Annotated in this window: 16 protein-coding genes; 11 read left to right on the forward strand and 5 right to left on the reverse strand. The window is 73.5% G+C overall.

Annotated features, from left to right (window positions below; all coding sequences use genetic code 11):
• Window positions 1-47 precede the first annotated feature (47 nt).
• Window positions 48-1,010 carry a TIGR03885 family FMN-dependent LLM class oxidoreductase gene (locus HJG43_14215; protein ID UER55499.1) on the forward strand — a complete coding sequence of 321 codons (963 nt, stop codon included), beginning with the start codon at window positions 48-50 and terminating at the stop codon, window positions 1,008-1,010.
• 14 nt (window positions 1,011-1,024) lie between these two features.
• The gene (locus HJG43_14220; protein ID UER55500.1) at window positions 1,025-2,698 is read left to right on the forward strand and encodes a trehalose synthase; all 1,674 of its coding nucleotides are present in this window, start codon (window positions 1,025-1,027) and stop codon (window positions 2,696-2,698) included.
• A gap of 13 nt (window positions 2,699-2,711) precedes the next feature.
• On the opposite strand, the gene HJG43_14225 is transcribed toward HJG43_14220, so the two are convergent.
• The 3 genes from HJG43_14225 to HJG43_14235 form a co-directional block, all read right to left on the reverse strand.
• Entirely contained in the window at window positions 2,712-4,442 is a 1,731-nt protein-coding gene (locus HJG43_14225) for an alpha-glucosidase (protein ID UER55501.1), read from the reverse strand.
• 74 nt (window positions 4,443-4,516) lie between these two features.
• Window positions 4,517-4,720, reverse strand: a complete 204-nt coding sequence (locus HJG43_14230; GenBank protein UER55502.1) for a cold-shock protein — start codon at window positions 4,718-4,720, stop codon at window positions 4,517-4,519.
• A 664-nt stretch (window positions 4,721-5,384) separates the two neighbouring features.
• Window positions 5,385-6,023 carry a DUF305 domain-containing protein gene (locus HJG43_14235; GenBank protein ID UER55503.1) on the reverse strand — a complete coding sequence of 213 codons (639 nt, stop codon included), beginning with the start codon at window positions 6,021-6,023 and terminating at the stop codon, window positions 5,385-5,387.
• A 335-nt stretch (window positions 6,024-6,358) separates the two neighbouring features.
• Here HJG43_14235 and HJG43_14240 point away from each other — a divergent pair, with 335 nt between their 5' ends.
• Window positions 6,359-6,886 (forward strand): DUF305 domain-containing protein, encoded by a 528-nt coding sequence (locus HJG43_14240; GenBank protein UER56002.1) that lies wholly within the window; start codon window positions 6,359-6,361, stop codon window positions 6,884-6,886.
• 6 nt (window positions 6,887-6,892) lie between these two features.
• Here the strand turns inward: HJG43_14240 and HJG43_14245 are convergent, their stop codons facing one another.
• Both HJG43_14245 and HJG43_14250 read right to left on the reverse strand, forming a co-directional pair.
• Entirely contained in the window at window positions 6,893-8,038 is a 1,146-nt protein-coding gene (locus HJG43_14245; GenBank protein ID UER55504.1) for a HAMP domain-containing histidine kinase, read from the reverse strand.
• Window positions 8,035-8,772: a response regulator transcription factor gene (locus HJG43_14250; GenBank protein UER55505.1), complete on the reverse strand. Its 738-nt coding sequence runs from the start codon at window positions 8,770-8,772 to the stop codon at window positions 8,035-8,037. Before HJG43_14250 ends, HJG43_14245 begins: the two co-directional genes overlap by 4 nt.
• Window positions 8,773-8,973: 201 nt before the next feature.
• Between HJG43_14250 and HJG43_14255 the strand changes: the two genes are divergently transcribed.
• From HJG43_14255 to HJG43_14290, 8 genes are all read left to right on the forward strand, one after another.
• Window positions 8,974-9,234 carry an SHOCT domain-containing protein gene (locus tag HJG43_14255; GenBank protein ID UER56003.1) on the forward strand — a complete coding sequence of 87 codons (261 nt, stop codon included), beginning with the start codon at window positions 8,974-8,976 and terminating at the stop codon, window positions 9,232-9,234.
• Between the two features lie 5 nt (window positions 9,235-9,239).
• Window positions 9,240-10,766, forward strand: a complete 1,527-nt coding sequence (locus tag HJG43_14260; protein ID UER55506.1) for a multicopper oxidase family protein — start codon at window positions 9,240-9,242, stop codon at window positions 10,764-10,766.
• Between the two features lie 76 nt (window positions 10,767-10,842).
• On the forward strand, window positions 10,843-11,181 hold the full coding sequence (locus HJG43_14265) for an NADH-quinone oxidoreductase subunit A (GenBank protein ID UER55507.1): 339 nt from the start codon (window positions 10,843-10,845) through the stop codon (window positions 11,179-11,181).
• Window positions 11,172-12,284 (forward strand): hypothetical protein, encoded by a 1,113-nt coding sequence (locus tag HJG43_14270; GenBank protein UER55508.1) that lies wholly within the window; start codon window positions 11,172-11,174, stop codon window positions 12,282-12,284. The genes HJG43_14265 and HJG43_14270 overlap by 10 nt, the downstream gene beginning before the upstream one ends.
• Window positions 12,277-13,176, forward strand: coding sequence for an NADH-quinone oxidoreductase subunit H (locus tag HJG43_14275; protein UER55509.1), 900 nt, complete (start codon window positions 12,277-12,279; stop codon window positions 13,174-13,176). The genes HJG43_14270 and HJG43_14275 overlap by 8 nt, the downstream gene beginning before the upstream one ends.
• Window positions 13,173-13,739: an NADH-quinone oxidoreductase subunit J gene (locus tag HJG43_14280; GenBank protein ID UER55510.1), complete on the forward strand. Its 567-nt coding sequence runs from the start codon at window positions 13,173-13,175 to the stop codon at window positions 13,737-13,739. Before HJG43_14275 ends, HJG43_14280 begins: the two co-directional genes overlap by 4 nt.
• Window positions 13,736-14,041, forward strand: coding sequence for an NADH-quinone oxidoreductase subunit K (locus HJG43_14285; GenBank protein ID UER55511.1), 306 nt, complete (start codon window positions 13,736-13,738; stop codon window positions 14,039-14,041). The genes HJG43_14280 and HJG43_14285 overlap by 4 nt, the downstream gene beginning before the upstream one ends.
• The gene (locus tag HJG43_14290; GenBank protein UER55512.1) at window positions 14,038-15,879 is read left to right on the forward strand and encodes an NADH-quinone oxidoreductase subunit L; all 1,842 of its coding nucleotides are present in this window, start codon (window positions 14,038-14,040) and stop codon (window positions 15,877-15,879) included. Before HJG43_14285 ends, HJG43_14290 begins: the two co-directional genes overlap by 4 nt.
• The last annotated feature ends 4 nt before the right edge of the window (window positions 15,880-15,883 follow it).

A 15,883-nucleotide genomic window follows, 5' to 3' on the forward strand; every position in this document is an offset into this window, starting at 1 on the left:
GTCCGCTCGCCCTGCGCACCGAGGGCGCGACCGGTAGACAGGGCGTCGTGACCGTCATCGGCTTCCATGCCTCGCACGAGCAGATCGCGCCGAGCCGCCTGCTGCGCGACGTCCGGCACGCCGAGCAGGCCGGCTTCCAGGCCGCGATGTGCTCCGACCACATCGAGCCGTGGAGCCAACGGCAGGGGCACTCCGGGTTCGCCTGGTCATGGCTGGGCGCCGCGATGGCGACGACGAGCCTGCCGTTCGGCGTCGTCAGCGCCCCCGGGCAGCGTTACCACCCGGCGGTCATCGCCCAGGCCTCCGCGACGCTGGCGGAGATGTTCCCCGACCGGTTCTGGGTCGCGCTGGGCAGCGGCGAGCACATGAACGAGCACGTCACCGGGCAGCACTGGCCGCGCAAGGAGCAGCGCAACCAGCGGCTGCTGGAGTGCGTCGACGTCATCCGCCGGCTGCACGCGGGCGAGGAGGTCAGCCACGACGGGCTGGTCACCGTCGACCGGGCGCGGGTCTGGTCGCGCCCGGCGATCCCGCCGCCGCTCGTCGTCCCGGCGGTGAGCGTCGAGACGGCCCGCTGGGGCGCGTCCTGGGCCGACGGACTGGCGACGATCAACCAGCCGGCCGACCACCTCGCCGACATGCTCGCGGCCTACCGGGACGCCGGCGGGCGCGGCAAGACGGTTCTGCAGGTCCACCTGTCGTGGGCGCCCACCGAGCAGGAGGCGTACGCCATCGCGTACGACCAGTGGCGCACGAACGTGTGGGCCCCGCCGGTGCCCTGGGACCTGGAGACAGCCGGACACTTCGACGCACTCGGCGACGGGGTGAGCGAGCAGCAGGTGCGCGGCTCCGTGCTCGTCAGCAGCGATCTCGGCCGGCTGACCGGGTGGGTCGCCGACCTCGTCGGCCTCGGCTTCGACGAGGTGTACCTGCACCACGTCGGGCAGGACCAGCAGCCCTACCTCGACGCCTTCGGCCAGCACGTGCTGCCGCAGCTGAGCGGCCTGTGACCCCGGGAGCACCGATGCGGATCACCGACACCAGCGACCTGTGGTGGAAGAACGCGGTCGTCTACTGCCTCGACGTGGAGACGTTCTTCGACGCCGACGGCGACGGCGTCGGCGACCTGCAGGGTCTCGCCGAGCGGATCGACTACCTCGCCGAGATGGGAGTGACCTGCCTGTGGCTCATGCCGTTCTACCCGACCCCGGACCGGGACGACGGATACGACGTCTCCGACCACTACGGCGTCGACCGTAGGCTCGGCAGCCTCGGCGACCTGGTGGAGCTCGTCCGCACCGCCCGCGACCGCGGGATCCGTGTCATCGCCGACCTCGTCGTCAACCACACCTCCGACCAGCACCCGTGGTTCACCGAGGCCCGCAAGAGCACCGACAACCCGTTCCGCGACTTCTACGTGTGGCGCGCCGACGAGCCGCCGGACACCTCCGGCCAGGTGGTGTTCCCCGGTCAGGAGGACAGCATCTGGGAGTACGACGAGAGGACCGGAGAGTGGTACCTGCACCGGTTCTACACGCACCAGCCGGACCTCAACGTCGCCAACCCGGTCGTCCGCGACGAGATCGCCAAGGTGATGGGGTTCTGGCTGCAGACGGGACTGTCCGGGTTCCGCGTCGACGCGGTGCCGTTCCTGCTCGAGACGCTCCTCGAGCGCAACGCCGACGACTTCGCCGACCCGCACGGCTACCTCCGGTCGCTGCGGCGCTTCCTCCAACGACGGACCGGGGACGCCGTCCTGCTCGGCGAGGTCAACCTGCCCTACGACAAGCAGGTCGACTACTTCGGCGGCGAGGACGGCGACGAGCTGACGATGCAGTTTGACTTCGTCGGCATGCAGGCGATGTACCTGTCCCTTGCCCGCCAGGACGCCGGCCCGCTCACCGACGCCCTGCGCCGCCGCCCGGTCGTGTCCCCGGACACCCAGTGGGCCAACTTCGTCCGCAACCACGACGAGCTCACCCTCGACCAGCTGTCCGAGGAGGAGCGTCAGGAGGTCTTCGCCGCCTTCGGGCCCGAAGAGCGGATGCAGATCTACGGCCGTGGGCTCAAGCGCCGGCTGCCGCCGATGCTCGACGGCGACCCGCGCCGCGTCCGGATGGTGTACAGCCTGCTGTTCTCCCTGCCCGGCACGCCCGTCCTCTACTACGGCGAGGAGATCGGGATGGGGGAGGATCTCGACGCCCCCGGGCGGCACGCCGTCCGGACGCCGATGCAGTGGACGGCGGAGGAGAACGCGGGGTTCTCCACAGCGCCCGCCCGCCGGCTGGTGAGCCCCGTCGTCACCGGCGGCTTCGGCCCCCAGCACGTCAACGTCGCCGACCAGAAGCGCGACCCGGACTCGCTGTGGAGCTTCATCACCCGCTTGGCTCAGCGATACCGCCAGTGCCCCGAGCTGGGCTGGGGCGCCTACGAGATCCTCGAGCAGCCGCACGCCCAGGTCCTCGCCCACCGCTGCACCTGGGACGACGCCTCGGTCGTCGCCCTGCACAACCTCGGCCCCGACCCGGTCACCGTGCCGCTGCGGCTCGGCGACGTCGGGCCCGGCTGCACGCTCGCCGACCTGCTGCAGGACGGCGGGTGCGAGATCGCCGAGGACGGCACCGCCGAGGTGCTGCTCGACGGCTACGGGTTCCGCTGGCTGCGAGTGCGCAGGCCCGGTGACCGGCGCCTGCTGTGAGAACGGACGCCGGTCAGGCCGGGCGCCGGTAGACCCGCGCCTCCCAGGGGCGCAGGGTCAACCCGGCGGCGTCCGGGTCGCTGGGCGGGCCGCCGCCGACGTCCGGGTAGTTGCCGAGGACGAGCTCGGACGTCGCCCAGGCCGCGGCGTCGGGAACGGGCGCCTCGGCGTCCTCGGCCGAGAAGTTGGCCACCACGAGCAGCTCGGTCCCCTCGTACCGGCGGGTGAACGCGTAGATCCGGTCGTCGTCCGCCAGCAGCATCCGGAAGTCCCCGAACGCCACAGCGGGCTCGGTGTGCCGCAGCTCGATGAGCCGCCGGTAGTGGTGGAAGACCGAGTGCGGGTCGGCGAGCGCTGCCGCGGCGTTGACCTCGGTGTGGTTGGCGTTGACCGGGATCCACGGCGTGCCCGTGGTGAACCCGGCGTGCTCGGTGCCGTCCCACTGCATCGGGGTGCGGGCGTTGTCCCGGCTCATCGCCCGCAGCCCGGCGAGCACGGCGTCCGGCGCGGTGCCGGCAGCGACCTCGTGGGCGTAGTGGTTGAGCGACTCGACGTCGCGGAAGTCCTCGATGCTCGTGAAGGACGTGTTCGTCATCCCGAGCTCCTCACCCTGGTAGACGTACGGCGTCCCCCGGTGCAGGTGCAGGACCGTGCCGAGCAGCTTGGCGGACTCGACCCGGAAGCGGCCGTCGTCCCCGAACCGGGAGACGACCCGCGGCTGGTCGTGGTTGTTCCAGTAGAGGCTGTTCCAGCCGCGCTCGGCCAGCCCGAGCTGCCAGCGGTTCAGCGAGGCCTTGAGCTCGCGCAGCCGCAACGGGTGCACGTCCCACTTCGTGTCGCCCTGGTCGATCTGGACGTGCTCGAACTGGAACACCATGTCGACCTCGCGGCGGGCCGGATCGGTGAACAGGACGGCCTCCTCCACCGTCACGCCTGGCATCTCCCCGACAGTCAGCAGCACCTGTTCCCGCTCGGCCATCACCTCGGCGTGCATCTCGGCGAGGAACTCGTGGATCCGCGGCCCGCAGACGTAGTACGGGGAGCCGTCGCCGAGCATCCCGCTGCCGGTGACGTGACCGTCCGGCAGGGCCGGGTCCTTGGAGATGAGGTTGATGACGTCCATCCGGAAGCCGTCGACCCCGCGGTCGAGCCACCAGCGCATCATCGTGTACACGGCCTGACGGACCTCGGGGTTCTCCCAGTTGAGGTCCGGCTGCCGGTGGGAGAACAGGTGCAGGTAGTACTCGCCGGACGCCTCGTCGAGCTGCCAGGCGGGACCGGAGAAGAACGAGCGCCAGTTCGTCGGCTCGGCGCCGGGGTCCCCCGGGCGCATGCCCGGACGGGGTGGCCGCCACCAGTACCAGTCCCGCTTCGGAGAGTCCGGCCCGCTGCGGGACTCCACGAACCACGGGTGCTCGTCGCTCGTGTGGTTGACGACGAGGTCCATGACGAGGCGCATGCCACGCTCGTGCAGGGCCGCGATCAGCTCGTCGAGCTGCTCGAGGCTGCCGAACACCGGGTCGACGGCGGTGTAGTCGCTGATGTCGTAGCCGTTGTCGTGCTGGGGCGAGGGGTAGATCGGGGACAGCCACAGGACGTCGACGCCGAGGGCGTGCAGGTAGTCGAGCCGAGCGAGGACGCCGCCGAGGTCACCGATGCCGTCGCCGTCGGAGTCCGCGAAGCTCCGCGGGTAGACCTGGTAGACGACGGCGCTCTTCCACCACGGCTCGCTCACCTGCCGCATCCTGCCGGACGAGTCCCCGGCAGGCACGGACGCCCCGGCTCGGCGAGCCGGGGCGTCCGTGGAGTCGTCGCTCGTCAGAGCGGACGGATGTTCGCGGCCTGGGGGCCCTTCTGGCCCTGGGTGACCTCGAACTCGACGTGCTGACCCTCCTCGAGGGAGCGGTACCCGCTCATCTCGATGGCGGAGAAGTGGGCGAAGACGTCGGCGCCGCCGTCGTCGGGGGTGATGAACCCGTAGCCCTTGTCGGCGTTGAACCACTTCACGGTGCCTGTGGTCACGTGCGTGTTTCCCTTCGGAGTGTTCCGACAGACCCGACCTCCGGGTCCGCGCGTCACGGTGTTTCGTCGTCCGCTCCTGAAGCAGGAAAACAAGACGTGCGAGCACTGCAACTGCCCACGAAGCGTAGCCCAGCCGGGGCCGCCGCGACAGCCTCCCTGTGGACGGTCACCAGGAGTTCACCCACTGCCCCCTCCCTCTGGTGATCATGCAATCCCGCCACCCCCACGACCCATCCGTGATCATGCAATCCCGCCACCCCGGCCGCCCTCACTGCCCGCTCGCAGGATGCTGGGTTGGTGGCGCGACACGCCGGGCAGGCAGTGCTGAGGGCAGCATTCTGTGGTCGAGGCGTCTGAGCCGACATGGGCTGCCACCAGGGCTCATGCCTCCCCCGCCACCTTGCCGCCCGAACCGACTGCACGACCGGGCCGACCACCCCCTGTCGCAGGTGCTTGTCGGTCACAGTTGCGCCGGCTTCCCCCTCGAGGACGGGTGGCGGGATTGCATGATCACGGGGGTGACTGTGCAGGGTGGCGGGATTGCATGATCACGGGGGTGACTGTGCAGGGTGGCGGGATTGCATGATCACCGAGGGGTGACTGTGCAGGGTGGCGGGATTGCATGATCACGGGGAGGGGGATGGGGTGGGGGCGGCGCTGGGGGCTAGCCGAGCAGGGCGCGCATCTCCTCGATCTCGGCCTGCTGGCCTTCGATGATGGCCTCGGCAAGCTCCAGGGCCGGCGGGTAGCTGCCCTCCGCCAGCTGCTGCTCGGCCATCGCCACGGCGCCCTCGTGGTGGGCGATCATCCCGATGAGGAACAACCGGTCCCAGTCCTCCCCGGTCGCCTGCTCGAGATCCGCCATCTCCTCGGCGGTCAGCATCCCTCCCGCCTCGTGCTCCTCGGCGTCCATGCCGTGCGCGGCGTGCCCCTCGGTCGCTCCTCCTGCGGCGGCGTCCGGGACCTCCTGGCCCCAGGCCTGCAACCAGGACGTCATCTCGGCGATCTCCGGCTCCTGGGCCGCCTCGATCCGACGGGCGAGGTCCGCAACCTCGGGCGACTCCGTGCGGCCCGGCGCCATCCGCGCCATCGCGAGCGCCTGGCCGTGGTGCGGGATCATTCCCTGGGCGAAGGCGACGTCGGCGGCGTTGAACGTCGCAGACTCGGACGGCGTGGCCGCAGACTCGGACGTCGTGGCCGACGACGGCCCGTCGGTCGACGTCCCGGACGAGGTGTCGCCGGAGCAGCCGGCGAGCAGGAGGACGACGCTGACGGCGGCGGCAGGCAGGGCGAGGTGGGGCATCGAGCGGCTCCAGCAGGTCGTGGGGACAGCCGCGCGGAAACCAGGGAGGTCCCGGCGCGGACGGCGAGACCGGACCGACCGGTCGCGCCCGCGTCCATGGTCGCCGACGGACGTGAAAGCGGACGCCCGCGGAGCCTCAAGATTTGATGAAGGCGCCGTCCTCGGGTCGCCGCCTCCGTGGGCTGCCACCAGGCTGGGGCCGCGCCGCGGACCGGACGGCGTGAGGCAGTACGGACACCCACGGGAGGCCACGGGAGATGACGACGCAACCGAACGAGCACGAGGCCCACCAGCAGCAGGGGGACCACCAGCAGCACGGAGGCCACCAACGGGGCATGTACCTCCGCTTCGCGGCGATGATCCTCACCGCCATGGTGGTCATGTACTGGCTGATGTTCGTGGGCTCCTGGGAGTGGAGCCACGTCCGGTTCAGCGAGAGCCGGGTCTTCATGGCGCTGACCATGGGCGGGTCCATGGGTCTGGTGATGCTGGCGTGGATGCTCAGCATGTACCGCAGCGCGAAGGCCAACGCGGCGGTCGTCGTCGTGAGCCTGCTGCTGCTCGGCGGGGGGATCTACCTCGACCGCAGCCAGGCGTCCGTCGGGGACGTCGACTTCATGCAGGCGATGATCCCGCACCACTCGCTGGCGATCACCCGTGCCGAGCGCGCCGGTATGCAGGACGTCCGGGTCTGCGAGCTCGCCGTCGAGATCAGCGAGGCACAGCGGCGCGAGATCGTCGAGATGGACTGGCTCATCCAGGACATCGAGGAGAACGGCCTGGCGACCACACCGGAGCAGGCTCGGCAGCGTCCGGTGCCCGACTTCGAGCGGGCCGCCCTGCGGGACTGCCCGACCGGCTGACGGGCCTCACCCGGACGCCGTGGGCGCCGGCCGGTGGCCGGGGACCGGCAGCCACACCCTCACCGTGGTACCGGCGCCGGGCCCCGCACTCAGCACCGTGATCCGCCCGCCGTGCTCCTCGACCAGCGCCTTGCAGATCGCCAGCCCGACGCCGGACCCGCCGTGCTCACGGTCCCGGGCCGAGTCGACCCGGTAGAAGCGCTCGAGCACGTGGTCCAGGTGCTCCGGCGCGATCCCCTCGCCGGTGTCGGTGACCTCGATCTCGGCGCCGCCGTCACGGCGGTGGGCCGACACGGTGACGCGGCCGCCGCCGGGGGTGTGCCGCAGGGCGTTGTCGAGCAGGTTGCCGAGGACCTGGCCGAGTCGGTCGGGGTCGACCTCCAGGTTCGGCACCCCCGCGCTGACCTGCGCCGTGAGGGCGACACCCCGGTCGGCGAACCGGGTCGCCGCGGCAGCCATCGCGGAGTGCACCAGGGCCTCCGCCGGGACGCGCCGGACGGCGAGCGGCACCTGGTGCTCCTCGACCCGAGAGACCGCGCTGACGTCCTGCGCGAGCCTCCCGAGACGCCGGGTCTGCGTCCGCAGCATCGCCGCGGTGTCGGCGTCCAGGTCCCGGACGCCGTCCTCGAAGGCCTCCAGGTAGGCGTCCAGGGTCGCGACCGGCGTCCGCATCTCGTGGGCGAGGTCGGCGAGCAGCCGCCGTCTGGTCGCCTCGACGCTCTGCAGCCGGTCCGCCATCCGGTTGAACGACAGCGCCAGCGCGTCGAACTCGGCGCCCAGACCCGCTGCGTGCACCCGGGCCGTGTAACGACCGGCGGCGACCGTGGACGCCGCCTCGGACAGCGTGCGCAGCGAGCGCCGGACCCGGCGGGTCACCAACAGGCTGACCGCGAGCGCCGCCGCCGTCGCCGCGAGCAGAGCCACCGCCAGGGCGATGACGGTCGCGGACTGGAAGGCAGCCTCGGCGTGCGCGAGCTCCTGACCCGGCTCGGTCCCCGCGGCCCGGGCCAGGTGCTCGTGGAAGATCGGCGGCCCGACGACCCCGGCCACCAGCCAGGCGGTCGCAGCCCCGGTCAGGACGACGAGCACCTGCGCGGCGAGCAGCCGCGTCCCCAGCCCGGTCCGGCCACCGGCACGGCCCGTCGCCGTCATCTCGCACCGCCGGCCGTCCGCGGGGCGCCGTCCCCCATCCGGTAGCCCACTCCTCGCACGGTGCGGATGAACCGGGGCGCAGCCGCGTCGTCCCCGAGCTTGCGACGCAGGTGCCCGACGTGGACGTCGACGAGGTGCTCGTCGCCGATCCAGTCCTGGCCCCACACGGTGTCGATGAGGTGGCGACGGGTGAACGCCAGTCGGGGACGCGCCGCCAGCGCCGCCAGCACGTCGTACTCGGTACGGGTCAGCGGCACGGGCCGGCCCTCGACACTCACCTCGCGCGCCACCGGATCGATGACGAGGTCGCCGAAGGCGAGGACCGGAGCCTCCCCGCCGTCCGGGCGCCCGCTCGGGGCGCGCGGCCTGCGCAGCATCGCCCGGATCCGGGCGACGAGCTCCCGCGGGCTGAACGGCTTGGTGACGTAGTCGTCCGCGCCGACCGACAGGCCGACGAGAGTGTCGGTCTCGTCGCTGCGTGCGGTGAGCATGACGACGTAGCAGTCCGAGAACGTGCGCAGCACCCGGCACACCTCGACTCCGTCGAGCCCGGGCAGCCCCAGGTCCAGGACGACGACGTCGGGGTCCAGCTCGCGGGCCACGTCGAGGGCGCTGGGACCGTCGTAGGCCTGCGCCACCTCGAACCCCTCCCGCTCGAGGTAGCTCGCGATGACGGCAGCCAGCGGCTGCTCGTCGTCGACGACGAGCGCCCGTCGCCCTTCACTGTGCACCATGCCCACCATGGTGCCGGGCGCTCGTGGCACCGAGCGACCGCCGGACGTCGTCCGCACCCCGCCCGCACTCTTCTTCATCGAACCTTGACGCCCCCCCGGGCGTCCTCCCAGGTCCGGCTGGCACGGTGGTCGCCGTTGACGGGAACGGCTTCGGCGTGGAGAGGCGGTGGCTCGATGGGTCAGGAGCTCGGCACGGGCTGGATGGGACACGGGTACGGCATGGGCTGGGGAGCAGGCATGGGCTGGATGTGGCTGTGGTGGTTGCTGGTCCTCGTGGGCCTCATCGTCCTCGTGGTCGTGCTGGCACGAACTGTCGGCGGGTCCTCGGGAGGGCGGTCCTCCGACGCCGGCACCGCCCCCCGGGAGTCCGCGGCGCGCCGCATCCTCGACGAGCGCTTCGCCCGGGGGGAGATCGACGAGGCCGAGTACCGGGCGCGCCGGCACGAGCTGGACGGGGACTGACCCGGGTGCCTGACGAGCGCAGCGGTCCCAGCCGGCGCCAGGTGCTCGTCCTCGCCGGGACCGGGGTCGCCGCGATCTCCCTGGGGTCAGCCGGCGTCATCGGCCGGTGGGGCGCCGGGGACGGCGCCGACGACAGGGCCGGGACGACGCCCCGGGGCGACGCCGGCGGCAGCGCGCTGACCGAGCCGGACGAGCTGCGCAGCGCCGGTGGCGTCCTGGAGGCCCGGCTCCGCGCGGTCGCCGGGCCGGTGACGCTGGCCGGGCGGACCGTCCACGCCCTGTCCTACAACGGGTCCGTGCCGGGACCGACCCTCCGGCTACGGCCCGGCGACCGGGTGAGGGTGGACGTCGAGAACGCCCTGGGCGCCGCCACCAACCTGCACGTGCACGGGCTGCACGTGTCCCCGCGGGGCAACGGGGACAACCCGCTGGTGCGGATCGAGGACGGCGAGACGTTCCGCTACGAGTACGACGTCCCGCCGGACCACCCGACCGGGACGTTCTGGTACCACCCGCACCTGCACGGGCTCGTGGCCGACCAGCTCTTCGGGGGCCTGGCCGGCACCATCGTCATCGAGTCCGACGAGGACCCGGAGCTACCCGCCGCCCGCGAGCGGGTACTGGTCGTCAGCGACGTCAGCCTCGACGGGGACCGGGTCGCGGCGGCCGGCCCGATGGACGTCATGGCAGGCCGCGAGGGCGAGCTCGTGCTCGTCAACGGCCAGCTCCGGCCGAGCGCGCGGGTCGAGCCGGGGAGCTGGGAGCACTGGCGGGTGGTCAACGCCTGCACCTCCCGCTTCCTGCGCCTGCGGCTGGACGGCGGGGAGCTGGTCCAGATCGGTGCGGACGCCGGTCACCTGGCGGAACCCGTCGAGGTGGACGACGTCCTGCTCGCCCCGGGAAACCGGGTGCAGCTGCTCGCCCGGCTCGGCACGGCGCAGGCCAGGTTGACCACCCTGCCCGTCGACCGCGGCGACATGGGCATGGGCATGGGCCCCGGTATGGGCCCGGGCCGGGGTGAGCAGGACGCCACGGTGCTGCTGGAGCTCACCGGAGGCGCCACCGCCAGCGACCCTCCCGCGCTGCCGGACCGGCTCGTGGACCTGCCCGACCTGCGCGAGGCCGCGGTCGACGGACGCCGCACCCTCACCTTCGCCATGGGGATGGGCATGGGGACGGGCATGGGCCGCGGGATGGCCTTCACCATCGACGGGCGGGAGTTCGACGCCCAGCGGGTGGACACGCCGGTCACCGTGGGAACGGTGGAGGAGTGGACCATCGCCAACGTCAGCCCGATGGACCACCCCTTCCACCTGCACGTGTGGCCGGTGCAGGTCGTCGCCCGCGACGGCGAGCCGGTCCAGGGTCCGCCGCAGTGGCTGGACGTCGTCAACGTCCCGGCCGGCAGGACGGTGACGCTCCGGGTGCGCTTCGCCGACTTCCCCGGGCTCACCGTCTACCACTGCCACATCCTGGACCACGAGGACCTGGGCATGATGGGCACGCTGCTCGCCGAGGCGGAGCCGTCGTGAGACCCGACCGGGACGGCGGGCGCTCTCCGGGCCGGCGACTGGCGCCGGCCCGTCGGCTGTGGTTGCCTACGGGGCCATGAGCGCGCTGTCGCTGCTGGCCGCCGCGGGGGCGCTCGTGGTCGGGGTGTACGGCGCGGCCGCGGCGCTCGCGGTCACCCGCGCCCCGGCGCGGGTGCTGCCGTTCGAGGGCGGCTCGGTGCCGCAGCAGCACGCCGTCTCCCGGTTCCACGTCCGCTGGTACGCGGTCACCCTGCTGTTCCTGGCCTTCGACATGGAGATGGTGTTCATGTACCCGTGGGCCGTCGTCGTCGCGGACATGGGCACGACGGCCGTCGTGGAGATGTTCGGCTTCCTCGCCGTGCTGCTCGTCGGGGTCGTCTACGTCTGGCGGGAGGGGGCGCTGCGGTGGGCCTGAGAACGGCCGTCACGTCGTGGGCGCTGGCCCGTCCGCGGGTGCTGGTGGTGGACTCCCCCGAGGCGCGGGCACTGCGCTGGGCCGCGGAGACGGAGCTGGACCACCGGCGCTGGCCTGCGGCGCTATCCCCGGCGGACGCCGACGTCCTGCTCGTGCTGGGGGACCCCGGGCCAGGGCTCGCGGCGGCGGTCGAGCTGCTGTGGAGCCAGCTGCCGGCGCCCCGGCTGCGGGTCCAGGTCCGGACGCCGGGTGCGCTGGCGGACTCCCTCACCGGCGCCGCGACCCGGCTCGCCGCCTCCGGCGCGGACCCGGCGCCGGGCGACCCGTGGCAGGCGGCACCCCGACCGGACGAGCACGGTGCCGACGGCATGAACGGCATGGATCACGGCGGCATGGACCACGGGGACCACGGGGACATGGACCACGGCGAGCACATGCACCACGGCGGCGAGGTCGCCGGGCTGCCGATGGCCCAGACCGCGGCGGACCGGGACGGCCTGGAGCTCGACTCGCTGGCCGTGACCGTCGGCCCGTGGCTGCCCGCCTGGCCGACCGGCCTGGTGGTGCACGGCCGGCTGCAGGGCGACGTGCTCACTGAGCCGCACGTGACGTGGGTCGATCCGGACGCCGCCTTGCCCCCGGCGGCGTCCCCCCAGGTCGTGGCGGCCGACGTGCTGTCGCGGCTGCTCGTCGTCGCCGGGTGGCCCCTGGCCGCACTCGAGGCCCGCCGCACCCGGGCGGACCTCCTGGCGGGAGCGGCGGGCGCCGGCGCCCGCGCCCACCGGCTCGCCCGCCGGGTCACCCGGTCCCGGGTGCTCACCTGGTCGCTGCGCGGGATCGGCTGCGACGAGCAGGGCCGGGACGCCGCCGAGCGGGTCCGGCGCTGGGCCGGCTCACTGACCGAGGACGGCGACCCACCGCCACCGGCCTCACCGCAGGCCGTGGCCGCGATGACGGACGGCGCGGAGCTGGCTGCCCTCCGGTTGGCCGTCTCGACGCTCGATCCGTCGCCGGCAGCCGCGTCGGGCGTGCCGGCCGGCAGGCACGAGGGGCACCACCGGCACGAGGGGCACGGGGGGCACGAGGGGCACAGCCATGGTTGAGGCGCTGGTGGTGCTCGCCGCCGCACTCGGGCTGGGGCTGGTCGTGGCCGTCGCGGACTCGGTCGCGCTGGGCGGCGCCGCAGCGTGGTCCGACCCCGTGCGCGAGGGTCTGCGGCACCTGAGCACCCAGCCGCGGCGCACCCTGCGCCCCGACGTCCTGCTGCTGCGGGCCGGGGTGGTGGCCGTCCCGGTGCTCGCGGTCCTGGCCGCGGCCGTCGTCCCGCTCGGCGGCCGGGTCCTCGCGCCCTCCTCGGCCGAGCTGGTGTGGTTCAACGCCGCCGAGGCGCTGCTGTGGGCGGCGCTGTGGCTGGTGGGGTGGGGGCCCAACGCCGTGTACTCCCTGGTCGGGGGGTACCGCTTTCTGGCCCAGGGCCTGGCCTACGAGCTGCCGCTGATGTTCGCGCTCATCACGGTCGGGGTGGGCGCCGGCTCGCTGCGGGTCACCGACGTGGTGTCCGCGCAGCAGGACCTGTGGTTCGTCGTCACCATGCCGGTGGCCTTCGCCGTGTTCGTCGCGGGCAGCGCGGCCTTCGCGTTCTGGGGACCGTTCGACCCGCCGGCGTCCGCGGACGCCGGGGGCGGGCTGCTGTCCGAGCTGTCCGGGGCGGACCGGCTGCTCGTGCAGCTGGGCCGGTACGTGTTCCTCGGGGTCTCGGCGGCGATGGCCGCCGCGCTGTTCCTCGGCGCGGGGCAGGGCCCCTGGCTACCGGACATCGGCTGGCACGCCGTCAAGACCCTCGCCGTGCTCGCCGTGCTCGTCGCCGTCGGACGCCGCCTACCCGCGATCCGCCCGGACCGGTTCGTCGAGGTGTCGTGGGTCGTGCTCGTGCCACTGACCCTCCTGCAGGCGCTGGTGGTCTCGGTCCTGGCACTGGCGGGGGTGTACCGGTGAGCACGCTGACCGTCGTCCTCGGGGTCCTGGGCGCACTGGCCGTGGCGGCCGGCGTCCTGGTCTTCGTCGTCGACTCGATGGCCCGGGCGACGTTCGCGCTGCTCGCCTCGTTCCTCGCGGTAGCGCTCATGCTGCTCGCCCTGGACCTGCCCTACCTGGCCCTGGTCACCGCACTGATGATGACGATGGAGATGGCCGTGATGGCCGTCTTCATGATCATGTTCATGATGAACCCGGCCGGGCTGATGCCGATGACCATGGTGCACAACGCCAGGGGGTCCGCGGCCGTGGGGGTGACGACGTTCCTGGTCCTGACCGCCGGGATCTGGACGGTGGACTGGCCCGAGCCCGCCGGTCCCCGACCGGACGACAGCACCCGCCAGCTCGGCGAGGCCGTGATGGGCTCGCACATGCTCGTCATGATCGTCGTCGGCGTGGGCCTGCTGGCCACCATCCTCGCCGGGACGGTGCTGGCGACGTCCCGGGGCCGCTACGACCGGTTCGGGCCTGAGCTGGACCGTCGCCGGCCCGACGACCCCGTGCCCGGAGGGCTGCCGCGATGACCCTGCAGATCGTCCTCACCGTCGCCGCCGCGCTGGTCGGCGTCGGGCTGTTCGGCGCGCTGTCCCAGCAGTCGATCGTCATGGTGATGATGGGGCTCGAGCTCGTCGTCAACGGCGTGCTGCTCGGCGCCGGGGCCGCCTGGTACTTCCTGAGCCCCGGGACGCCGGACGCGCAGATGCTCGTCGTCGTCGCCCTGGTCGTCATGGCCGTGGAGATGGTGATGGGCTTCGCCGCCACCATCGCCATCTACCGCACCCGCCAGGTGGACATGGTGGACATGGCGACGGAGCTGCACGGGTGAGCGCCCTCCTCGCCGCGCTGGTGGCGGTCCCGGCCCTGACCGGCGGGGCGCTGCTGCTGGCCGGCCGGCGCGCCGACCGGGTGGCCGCACCAACCGCCGTCGCCGCTGCCGCGCTGACCCTGCTGGCTGCCGTCGCCGCTGCGGACACCCGGCCGCAGGCCGAGGCCCGCTTCGTCGGCCTGGTCGACGGCGGTGAGCTCGCGCTGGCCGTCGACGCGCTCTCGGCGGTGATGGTGGTGACGGTTGCCACGGTGACGGCCGTGCTCACCGTGTTCGCCGCCGCCGACCTGCCCCGGGACGCCGCCCGGGCCCGGTTCTTCGGCTTCCTGCTGCTGTTTGCCGCGGCCATGCACGTGACCGTCACCGCCAGCACCCTGACCACGCTGCTGCTGGCGTGGGAGGTGATGGGGATGGCCTCCTACGCCCTGATCGCCTTCCACTGGGAGCTCCCGGGCAAGGTGGAGGCCGGCACGACGGCGTTCCTCACCACCCGGGCCGCGGACCTCGGCCTGTACGTGGCGGCGGGGGCCGCTCTGGCCGGTACCGGCAGCCTGCGCCTCGCCGACCTGCCCGGCGCCGACGGGCCGTGGCTGCACGTCGCCGCCGCCGGCGTCCTGCTCGCCGCCCTCGGCAAGTCCGCGCAGCTGCCGTTCTCCGCCTGGCTGTCGGCGGCGATGGAGGGCCCGAGCCCGGTCAGCGCGCTGCTGCACTCGGCCACGATGGTGGCAGCAGGTGGGTACCTGCTGATCCGGCTCCACCCGCTGCTCCAGGCCACCGGCTGGGCCGCGCCGGCCGCGGCCTGGGCCGGGGCGCTGACGGCGCTGGTGCTGGGCGCGGTGGCCCTCGCGCAGCGCGACGTCAAGCAGCTGCTGGCCGCCAGCACCGCTGCCCAGATCGGGTTCGTCGTCCTGGCCGCGGGCGTCTCCGGACTGGCCGCGGGCACGTCGCACCTCGTCGCCCACGCGGCGGTCAAGGCCGCGCTCTTCGTCGCCGCCGGTGCCTGGTTGACCTCACTGGGCACCAAGAAGCTGGCGGAGCTACGGGGCGCCGCCCGGCGCCAGCGCGGTGTCGGGGCAGCGGCCGTGGTGGCGGCCCTGGCCCTGAGCGGGGTGCCGCCCCTCGCGCTGTGGGCCACCAAGGAGCAGGTGCTCGCCTCCGTGCACGGGGAGGCGCTGCACGTCGTCGCGCTCGCCGCGGCGGCCCTGTCGGCCGGGTACGCCGGCAAGCTGCTCGGCGTCGTCCTGGCCCGGCCGGACGACGCTCCGGACGGCGAGGCCCCGGCAGTCGCCCGGGTCCCGGTCGCCACCACCGCGGTCGCGGTGACGCTGGCGCTGCCGGCCGCCGGGCTCGGGGTGCTGGCCCTGCCCTCGGTGGGCCGGTGGGTACGCACCCTGCTCGGCGTGCCGGCGGAGCCGGTGGCGGCACCGGCCGACCTGGTCGTGTCCGCGGTCCTGGCCACCGGCGTGCTGGCCGCCGTCCTGCTGTGGCCGGCGCTGACCACCGCCGTGGAGCGGACGCCGCTGCACCGCTGGGCCGGGCTCGGCGCCCTGCTGACCGGCCGCCCGGTGACGGCGCTGGCCCACGGGCTGGCCGCGGTCGACGAAGGGGGCGTGGACCGGCTGGTGATGTCCGCGGCCACCGGCACCACCGGGCTCGCCGGCCGGGTCACCCGGTTCGACCGCAGCGGCGTCGACGGAGCGGTGACCGCCACCGCCCGGGCCCTCTACCGCGTCGGGGGGCTGGCCCGGCGCCCGCAGACCGGGCTGCTGCACCAGTACTACGCCATGGCCGCCGGCGGATTGGGCCTGCTCCTCGTGCTGCTGCTGATCGGAGGGTGAGAGC

The sequence above is a fragment of the Kineosporiaceae bacterium SCSIO 59966 genome, from assembly GCA_020881835.1.
Classification (GTDB): Bacteria; Actinomycetota; Actinomycetes; order Actinomycetales; family SCSIO-59966; genus SCSIO-59966.

Coding starts and splice junctions, on each gene's coding strand:
- HJG43_14220 (UER55500.1), top strand. CDS start 1,025: ATGCGGATCACCGACACCAGCGACCTGTGGTGGAAGAACGCGGTCGTC.
- HJG43_14225 (UER55501.1), bottom strand. CDS start 4,442: ATGCGGCAGGTGAGCGAGCCGTGGTGGAAGAGCGCCGTCGTCTACCAG.
- HJG43_14235 (UER55503.1), bottom strand. CDS start 6,023: ATGCCCCACCTCGCCCTGCCTGCCGCCGCCGTCAGCGTCGTCCTCCTG.
- HJG43_14240 (UER56002.1), top strand. CDS start 6,359: ATGTACCTCCGCTTCGCGGCGATGATCCTCACCGCCATGGTGGTCATG.
- HJG43_14245 (UER55504.1), bottom strand. CDS start 8,038: ATGACGGCGACGGGCCGTGCCGGTGGCCGGACCGGGCTGGGGACGCGG.
- HJG43_14250 (UER55505.1), bottom strand. CDS start 8,772: ATGGTGCACAGTGAAGGGCGACGGGCGCTCGTCGTCGACGACGAGCAG.
- HJG43_14255 (UER56003.1), top strand. CDS start 8,974: ATGGGACACGGGTACGGCATGGGCTGGGGAGCAGGCATGGGCTGGATG.
- HJG43_14265 (UER55507.1), top strand. CDS start 10,843: ATGAGCGCGCTGTCGCTGCTGGCCGCCGCGGGGGCGCTCGTGGTCGGG.
- HJG43_14275 (UER55509.1), top strand. CDS start 12,277: ATGGTTGAGGCGCTGGTGGTGCTCGCCGCCGCACTCGGGCTGGGGCTG.
- HJG43_14285 (UER55511.1), top strand. CDS start 13,736: ATGACCCTGCAGATCGTCCTCACCGTCGCCGCCGCGCTGGTCGGCGTC.